At 72.5% G+C, this 8,487-nt stretch carries 9 protein-coding genes; 3 read left to right on the forward strand and 6 right to left on the reverse strand.

Annotated features, from left to right (window positions below; translation table 11 throughout):
- Positions 1-66: 66 nt before the first annotated feature.
- Positions 67-1,128 (forward strand): EamA family transporter, encoded by a 1,062-nt coding sequence (locus tag BIU96_RS14245; protein ID WP_083402927.1) that lies wholly within the window; start codon positions 67-69, stop codon positions 1,126-1,128.
- On the opposite strand, the gene BIU96_RS14250 is transcribed toward BIU96_RS14245, so the two are convergent.
- Entirely contained in the window at positions 1,097-2,074 is a 978-nt protein-coding gene (locus BIU96_RS14250; protein ID WP_071293247.1) for an epimerase, read from the reverse strand. The genes BIU96_RS14245 and BIU96_RS14250 overlap by 32 nt on opposite strands.
- A 1-nt stretch (position 2,075) precedes the next feature.
- Positions 2,076-2,741, reverse strand: coding sequence for a DUF4166 domain-containing protein (locus BIU96_RS14255; protein WP_139200054.1), 666 nt, complete (start codon positions 2,739-2,741; stop codon positions 2,076-2,078).
- 47 nt (positions 2,742-2,788) lie between these two features.
- Between BIU96_RS14255 and BIU96_RS14260 the strand changes: the two genes are divergently transcribed.
- Complete coding sequence (locus tag BIU96_RS14260) at positions 2,789-3,709, forward strand: cation diffusion facilitator family transporter (RefSeq protein WP_071293249.1); 921 nt, start codon at positions 2,789-2,791, stop codon at positions 3,707-3,709.
- Positions 3,710-3,967: 258 nt separating this feature from the next.
- On the opposite strand, the gene BIU96_RS14265 is transcribed toward BIU96_RS14260, so the two are convergent.
- Both BIU96_RS14265 and BIU96_RS14270 read right to left on the reverse strand, forming a co-directional pair.
- Positions 3,968-4,579 carry a hypothetical protein gene (locus tag BIU96_RS14265; RefSeq protein ID WP_071293250.1) on the reverse strand — a complete coding sequence of 204 codons (612 nt, stop codon included), beginning with the start codon at positions 4,577-4,579 and terminating at the stop codon, positions 3,968-3,970.
- 162 nt (positions 4,580-4,741) lie between these two features.
- Entirely contained in the window at positions 4,742-6,061 is a 1,320-nt protein-coding gene (locus BIU96_RS14270; RefSeq protein ID WP_071293251.1) for an MFS transporter, read from the reverse strand.
- Positions 6,062-6,109: 48 nt separating this feature from the next.
- Between BIU96_RS14270 and BIU96_RS14275 the strand changes: the two genes are divergently transcribed.
- A complete protein-coding gene (locus tag BIU96_RS14275) occupies positions 6,110-7,024 on the forward strand; it encodes a LysR family transcriptional regulator (RefSeq protein WP_175477563.1) in 915 nt (304 codons plus the stop codon).
- A 70-nt stretch (positions 7,025-7,094) separates the two neighbouring features.
- On the opposite strand, the gene BIU96_RS14280 is transcribed toward BIU96_RS14275, so the two are convergent.
- Complete coding sequence (locus BIU96_RS14280; RefSeq protein WP_139200055.1) at positions 7,095-7,841, reverse strand: hypothetical protein; 747 nt, start codon at positions 7,839-7,841, stop codon at positions 7,095-7,097.
- Positions 7,831-8,364, reverse strand: a complete 534-nt coding sequence (locus BIU96_RS14285) for an RNA polymerase sigma factor (RefSeq protein ID WP_254786156.1) — start codon at positions 8,362-8,364, stop codon at positions 7,831-7,833. The genes BIU96_RS14280 and BIU96_RS14285 overlap by 11 nt, the downstream gene beginning before the upstream one ends.
- Positions 8,365-8,487 lie beyond the last annotated feature (123 nt).

An 8,487-nucleotide genomic window follows, 5' to 3' on the forward strand; every position in this document is an offset into this window, starting at 1 on the left:
AGGCTACAACGTCGGTGGAGCACTCTGCGCTGGTGCTGCACGGTCCCGGTGCGGCACGCTCGTCGTGTGCTCCCCCGTGATCGTCTCCTCGCCGTGGTCGTCGCCGTCGTCTGGGGGCTGAACTTCCCTGCGACGGCGATCGCGCTCGAGCACTTCCCGCCGTTCCTCCTCGCCGCGATCCGGTTCACGCTGCTGGCGGTGCCGACCGTGCTGCTCGTGCCACGGCCGCGGATCCCGTTCGGACGACTGCTGCTCGTCGGCTTCGGGCTCGGGGTGCTGCAGTTCGCGTTCCTGTACCTCGGCATGGCCGCCGGGCTGCCGTCCGGGCTCGCCTCGCTCGTGCTGCAGGCCTCGGCGCCGTTCACGGTCGTGCTCGCCGGGGTGTTCCTGCGCGAACGCCTCACCGGTCGGCAGGTGATCGGCGTGACGATCGCGGTGTGCGCCCTCGCGGCGATCGCCGTGCACCGGGCGCAGGCGGCGGCGCTCCTGCCCGTCGTGCTGGCCCTGTGCGGTGCCCTCGGCTGGGCGATCGGCAACGTCGCGACCCGGCGCGCGGGGGCGTCCAACCCGCTGCACCTGACGCTGTGGTGGTCGATCGTGCCGCCGGTCCCGATGGCCGTGCTGTCGTTCGTCGTCGAGGGGCCGGACCGGATCGGGCAGGCGCTCGGAACGGCGTTCACGGCGGCGGCGCTGCCGGCGGACCTCGGGCTGCCCTACATCGTGCTGGTCGCCACCCTCGTCGGCTACGGCATCTGGTCGCGGTTGATGGCGGCGTACCCGTCGAGCACCGTCGCGCCGTTCTCGATGCTCGTACCGGTCGTCGGGGTGCTCGCCTCGTGGCTGGCGTTCGGCGAGGTGCCGGACCTGGTCGAGATCGTCGCGGGCGTGGTCGTCGTGGCGGCGGTGCTCTGGTCGTCCCGCCCGGCCCGCCCGGCAGGCATCTCAGCCCCGGCCCCGTCGAGGGAGCAGGAATCGTCGGGTGCGCCGGTGCCGGACGACGATTCTTGCTCCCCCGACGACCCGACGGCCACGCCCACGGCCACGCCCGCCACGCCCGCGACGCCCGCGACGCCCGCAGCGACCCCCGCGCCCGCGCTCAGCCCCGGTGCTGGCGACGCTCGGCGATGATCCCGGCGAGCGCCCCGCGCAGGTGCGGGTACCGGAACTCGTAGCCCGCTTGGACCAAGCGCGTCGGCACGACCCACCGGCTCTTCAGCACGAGTTCGGTCTCGGTGCGGATCGCGAACGACCCGATCTCGAGCATCCACCGCCACGTCGGGATCCCGAAGCGACGTCCGACGGCGTCACGGATGGTCGCCATCACGGTCCGGTTGTCCGAGGGGTTCGGGCTCGACACGTTGACGGCACCGTCGAGGTCCTCGTGGTCGCGGACGAACCGGATCGCCCCGAGCACGTCGGCGATGTGCACCCAGCTGAACCGCTGACGCCCGCGGGTGTGCCGGTCGTGGTGGTACGTCCCCGCCCGCAGCCGGGAGCGCGTCGGGAACCACGGCCCGTCGTACTGCGGCCCGCCGAGCCCGGCCTGCGCCAGGCGGAGCAGCGGCACGAGGGCGCTGCCGTCGCCGAACACGATCGCCATCCGGAGCGCGACGCGGCGGGTGCGGGGCAGGTCGACGGCGAAGAGGGCGTCCTCCCACGCCTTCGCCACCGAGACCGAGAAGCCCTCGCCGAGCTCTCCGGTCGCTTCGTCCTGGGGGCGGTCGTCGGCGTGCCGGTAGATCGTCGCCGTCGAGGCGTTCACCCACAGCGGCGGCGGGTGCTCGCTCGTCCGGATCGCCTCGGCGAGCTCGAGCGTGGTGTCCACCCGGGAGCGGACGATCTCCGCCCGGTTCCGGCGCCCGTACCGGCAGTTCACGCTCTTGCCGGCCATGTTCACGACGATCGCGGCGCCGTCGACGAGCTCCCGGATGCGCAGGGTGTTCCCCCACACCGCATCGCCCGTCCGGCCGATCGTGACGACCTGGTACCCCTCGTCACGGAACGCGTCCCGCAGGTACTGCCCGACGAAGCCGCTCGCCCCCGCGATCACGGCGCGGCCCTTCTGGTCGCTCATCTCATCCCCGTCCTGTGTCCGGCGCGATCTCGTACCGGAACGCCCCCTCGTACCGGTACAGCGTGCCGACCACCGGCGCCGAGAGCACCAGGGACACGCGCTGCCGGTCCGCTTCGTCATCGAATCGTTCCACGAGCGTCACACGCGGTGCGATGACGGCCGGGAGGCGCACCTCGCGTCCCAGCGCACGGAACGTCACGCGCGTGGAGACCAGGCGCAGGGCGCCCGCGTCCGGACCGGTTCCGTCGACCTCCGTCCGCAGGAGCGCGCTGACGCGCCCACGGCGACCGAGGTGGTCGACCAGCCCGTCCGGTTCGGCGGTGATGGCGTCCACCATCGTGCGGGCTCCCGAGCGGAACCGGAAGGTGCGGTGCGCGCGGACGGCGACCTGCGCCTCCAGGCCGGTGGACCCCCGGCGGACGTGAGCCGGGCGGTTCTCAACGGTGAAGGGCACGTCCCGTTCCCACACCGGGAACATGACGCCGTCGCGCGCGAACCAGGCGAGGACGGGCCAGAGCCACCGACGGGGCGTGCCGACCACGGTGAAGACGCCCTCGCCGCGGCCGACGTGGCCGGGCGGGATCGGGCCGAAGTAGGTGCGGAGCCGCGGGTGCAGGCGGGCCAGCACGTCGGGCGGGGTGCTCAGCTCGTAGGGCGACCGGCTCACGGTCCCGATCCTGGCATGTCGACGGGCCGGAAACCTACGATGGTGGCATGGGACACGACCACGGAGCAGTGCACGCGCACGGGCACGCGTCGGAGCGCGCGCTGCTCATCGCGTTCTGCATCTCCGCGGGCATCCTGCTCGCCGAGGTCGTCGGTGCCGTCGTCACCGGGTCGCTCGCGCTGCTGGTCGACGCGGGGCACATGGTCGTCGACACCGGTGGGCTCGGGATCGGCCTCGTCGCCACGCGGCTCGCACGGCGCAGCCCGACCGCGCAGCGCACCTGGGGGTTCCAGCGGGCCGAGGTGCTCGGCGCCACCGCCCAGGCAGCGATCCTGCTCGCCGTCGGGGTCTACGTCATCATCTCCGCGGTGCAACGGCTGTTCGTGCCGGAGGAGATCCACTCCGGGCCACTGCTGGTGTTCGGGATCATCGGGCTCGTCGGCAACCTGGTGGCGTACGGGGTGCTGCTGCGGGCCTCCGGCGAGACCTTCACGTCGCGGGCCGCCCGGCTCGAGGTCCTCAACGACACGCTCGGCTCCGTCGCGGTGATCGGCGCCGCGATCGTCCTGATGACGACCGGGTGGGAGCGGGCCGACTCGATCGCGGCGATCCTGATCGGGCTGCTCATCCTGCCGCGGGCGATCCGGCTGCTGCGCGAGACCGCGAACGTGCTGCTCGAGTCGACACCGCCCGGGCTCGACCTCGACGCCGTGCGCGGGCACATCCTCGAGCTCGACCACGTCATCGCCGTGCACGACCTGCACGCGACCCTGGTCGCCACGGGGGTGCCGAACCTGACGGCGCACGTCGTGGTGGACGACCACTGCTTCTCGACCGCGCACGCTCCCCGGATCCTCGACGAGCTGCAGCAGTGCGTGGCGGAGCACTTCGACGTGCCCGTGGAGCACTCGACGTTCCAGCTCGAGCCGGTGTCGCACCGGCGGCACGAGCACGAGGTGCACGCGTAGGCGGTTGCCGCGGGAGTGCGGCGGCGCGGGGGTGCGGGTGCCGGGTGCGGGTTGTGCGGGTGCGGGCCGCGGGTGCGGTTCGGTGTACGCGCATCTTCCGACATTGCGCCAGACGATCGACGCGTGGAACGTCGGAACATGTACACGCATCAGATGCGCGTGCAGGATTCAACACGGCACCAGTCGATCGACAGGTGGAACGTCGGAACGTGCACACGCATGCGTCACCCGAGACCGGGCTGGGCGCGCGGGCTCCGGTCAGCAGCCGTCGTCGCGTGTGGGGTACGCCGTGATGACGCGCTCCGTGGTGGCCGACACGATGACCTTCACGAAGGGCTCCGCGTCCGGGCGTGAGCCGTCGTCGAACCGCACCGGAGCGGCGTAGCAGACCTTGCCGTCGCCGGCGTCCTGCGGGTACCCCGTGCGCGGTGTCTCGAGCACGGTGCGCACGGCGGTGAGCATCGCGTCGTCCCAGTCCCGCGAGCCGTGGCCCGTCACGACGTCGTCCCAGTCCTGGGTGTGGCGGACGCGGATGTGCTCGTAGCCCTGCCCCGAGTTGCCGCACTGCAGCACGACTGCTCCGAGCGCGGCGGTGTCGTAGCGGGCGACCGCCGTCCGGCTGTCGGCGCCGCAGCGGTCGAGGACGTCGCCGCCGGGCAGGTCCGGCCCGGCGACAGTGATCGTCACCGTGCCGTCGGCAGTGGTGCCGTCCCCGGCGGTGGCGCTCGGCGTCACGGTCGCTGCGCCGCCGCCGATCACCGGGTCGTCGGCGCCGCGCTGTGCGGTCAGCGCGAGGCCTCCGGCGACGAGGCCGGCCGCCAGGACGGCCGCGACCCCCGCGACGACGGAACGGCTGCGCTTCTGGGACACGCGCCCAGTATGCCGGACGGGCACCGTTCCTCCAGGCCCGCGGGCGCACTCGTGAGGGAACAGAAATCGTCGGGTCCGGAGTGCGGACTCGACGATTTCTGCTCCCTCAACGGGGCGACGACGCGACGACGCGACGGCGACGCCGACGCGACGGGGCTGCCGCTACGCCCGGGCGGCCAGGCGCGTCCCCGCGACGAGGGCGAGCACCACCACGAACACCACGTAGGCCAGCAGCACCGGCAGCGTGGGGAGCACGAGCAGTGCGGCGCCGACGGCCACGACCGGCACGGTCAGACCGGCGTACGCGATGAGGAACGTCGCTGCGAGGACGCCACCACGGTGTTCCGGTCCGACCAGGGACGCACTGCGTGAAATCGACGCCTTGAAGAGCAGCCCGACGCCGGCGCCGGCGACGACCCCGCCACCGATGAAGCCGGCGACCTGGAGCAGCACGGCTGCGACCGCCAGGACCACGAGCCCACCGACGAGCAGCACCAGCCCGAGGCGGATCTGCGCCCGCTGCGAGAGCCGGGCGAAGACGATCTGCGACACGGCGCTGGCCGCGAAGACGCCGAAGGTCGTCGCTCCCGCTGCCAGGCGGTCGGTCACGTGGAAGGTCGTCCCGAGGAAGCTCGGCGCGACCGAGGTGAACAGGCCCTGCACGGCGAGCGCGGCGAACGCGGCGATGCCGGCGGCCCAGAACGCACCCGACTGACCCTCCGGTGCCTGCAGCCGCTGCGGCCGGTAGGCGACCCGCGACGACGGACGGTCGACCGTCTCGGGAACGGCGAGGACGAGCACGAACGCGACGGTCAGCGCGACGACGAACACGACGTAGGGGACCATCAGCGGCTGCCCGACGAACTCGGCGAGGGCGCCCCCGACGAGCGCCCCGAGGGACAGCCCGCCGAGGTTCACGGCACCTGCTGCGACGCTCGCGCCGGCGGCGGAGGACGACGACCCCGTCGCACGGACCCGCAGTTCCCCGAGGTGCGCGGTCGCGGTCGCCGTCAGGAGTCCGACGCCCAGGCCGGTGACGAGCCGCGCGACGATGAGGCCGCTGACGTCGTTCCAGACCAGGAACAGGACCGCGGCAACCAGCTCGAGCGCGATCGACACGAGGATGAGCGGCCGGCGTCCGTGCACGTCGCTGAGGTGTCCGGCGAGGAACAGCGCACCGACGACTCCGACGCCGTAGGCCGCGAACACCACGGTGGTCGTGAAGGTCGGGAAACCGTCACGGGCCTGGTAGATCACGTAGAGGGGGGCCGGAACGGTCGCGAAGGCCATCACCGAGAGGAACGCGAAGGCGACGGCCCAGAAGCCGAAGCCGTGGCGACGCCGGGTGTGGGCACGGCGTCCGCGGGGAGCGACGACACGGTCGCTCGCGGATGCCGGAGCGGCGACGGCCGGAGCGGCGACGGCCGGCGCGGCGGTGGTGGCGGGGACGGTGCCCGTCGGGTTCTCGGTGACGGTTGACATGCTCCGATGATCCTGCTGGACGGGCATCGAGTCCAACGGATGCTCTTGATGTCGACCATCGATGCGGTCGATACTCAGACGATGGAGACCCGGCTGCTCGAACAGTTCGTCACCGTCGCGACCGAGGGCAGCGTCACCCGTGCCGCCGAGCGGCTCTGGGCTGCGCAATCCACCGTTTCGGCCGGCATCGCCTCGCTCGAACGGAGCTTCGGGGTCCGGCTCTTCGACCGGACGGGCCGCCATCTCGTGCTCACCGCGGCCGGCGAGGACCTCCTCCCCCACGCCCGCGCCGTGCTCGAGTCCCTCGACCGGATGCGCGACCTCGCGACCGCGGAGGACGCCGACCTTCGCGGCCGGGTCCGGCTCGGCATCTTCACGAGCATGGACATCGTGGACCTCACCGGGGTGCTCCGCCGGTTCCGCCAGAGCCACCCGCTCGTGACCGTCGAGCTGATGACCTCGCCGTCGGGCACCACCGGCCTGGTGCAGGACCTGGTGGCCGGCCGGCTCGACATCGCCTACACCGGGCTGCCCGGGGTCCCGAGCGGTGTCGACGTGCAGCCGCTGCGGGAGATGCCGTTCCGGGTCTTCCTGGCGTCGGACCACCGGCTCGCGGACCGGACTGCGGTCTCGCTCGCCGAACTCGCCGACGAGCCCTTCATCGACACCGCGCACGGCTTCGGCAACCGGATCATCCTCGACACCGCACTCGAACGGCTCGGGATCCGGCGCCGCATCGTCGCCGAGATGAACGACATGCCCGCGGTCATCCGGTTCGCGTCGGCCGGCCTCGGGGTCGGGGTCGTGCCGGACTCCGGGGTGCGGCACGACGGTGCGGTGCTCGAACTCGAGGACGAGGTGGAGCCCCTCCGCATCGGCCTCGCGATGCGCACGAGTCCGGAGCCGACCCGCGCGGTGCGCGCGCTGGCACGCGACATCGTCGCGGCGCGCGTCGTCGACTGACGGTCGCCCTGGGCGCAACCCACCGACGGACTGGAGGCGCGGGTCGTCCCCGCCACGCGCCTCCAGGCCGTCAGTCCCCCCAGATCGTCTCGCTCAACGAACCCAGCAGGTTGTCGGTCGGGACGTTGGTCTGGTCGATGACGATCCACGTGGTGCCGCGGAAGTAGAAGGTGTACGCCTTCTCGACGCCGTACCCCTCGACCGTCGCGCGCGACTGGCAGAAGGTGCCGGGGCCGCGTTCCTCGCAGGTGCCCCCGCCGTCGAAGTCCGGGAAGCGCCGCACGGCCTCTGCCAGCTGCGCGTCCGATCCGGTTCCGATCTGGATCGAGATGCCCGAGATGTCCGCGCGCGGGTCCCGCCAGAGGCACGAGATCGACGTCGGACCGAGGTCGGAGTCGGGCGCGTCGACACCCGGGGTCGTCTCGGTCACGGGTGTCTCGCCGAACAGCCGGTCGTAGTCCGGAGCGGGGACGACGGAGCGGCAGTCGGTGGGGATGGTCGCGACCGTGTTCCGCGACGGCGTGGGCCGCGGCGTCGGGCTCGCCGTGATCGGGGCGGACGTCGGCGTGGTCGCGGACGGAGCCGGCTCGGGCTCCTGCGTCTGCACCGGCGAGGCGACCGGCTCGTCCTGCTGCGAGAGCGTCAGCGCGACGGCCCCCGTCGCGGTACCCACGGCGAGGAGCGCGACGACGCCGATCATGAGACCGGAGCGACCACGACGTCGCTTCGGACGCGGTGCGGCACGGTCGAGGACGTTCCGCTTCATCGAGACGAGCATGCGCTGCAGCTCGTCTCCCTCGGGAGGTTCAGTGTTCATCGTGCATCACCGCCTTCTTGAGTCGACGTCGGTTGCGGGAGACCCGCTGGGTGACCGCTCCCACGCTCAGCCCGAGGATCTCGGCGGCCTCGGCGTAGGAGTGCCCCTCGAGGAGGCACAGTTCGCAGATGCGCCGGTCGGTCTCGGGGAGCGCCGCGATCTCGGCGCGGACCCAGCGGAGCCGTTCACGGGCTTCGTCGTGGTCCTCCGGAGCGGCGAGGTGTTCCGGCAGCTCGTCGCTCCGATGCTTGGCGCGCTTCCGCCCGGCGTTCAGGGCGTGGTTGCGGCAGACGACCAGGAGCCACGGCAGCATCGTGTCCGCCGGCAGTTCGAGCGTGGCCGCTCGCTGCCAGAGGGTCAGGAACGAGTCCTGCACGATCTCCTCGACCTCCATGCGGTCGGCGGCGATCGCCCAGGCGTAGCGGGTGAGGGTGGCGGCGTAGCGGTCGAACGCGCGGGCGAGTGCGCCCTTGTCGCCCTGCGCCATCGCACGGACGATTGCCTCGTCCGTCTCCGTCGTCACGTCCACATCCCACCTCCTTCATCCAGAGGTGTCGGCAGGACGCGCGATCCTGACAGGACCGTGTCGGAATCGTGACCGCCGGGCGTGTCGGGCGGGCGCGGGCGGGGGCTTGGTCGTTTCGGG

The sequence above is a fragment of the Curtobacterium sp. MCBA15_008 genome, assembly GCF_001865065.1.
Taxonomy (GTDB): Bacteria; Actinomycetota; Actinomycetes; order Actinomycetales; family Microbacteriaceae; genus Curtobacterium.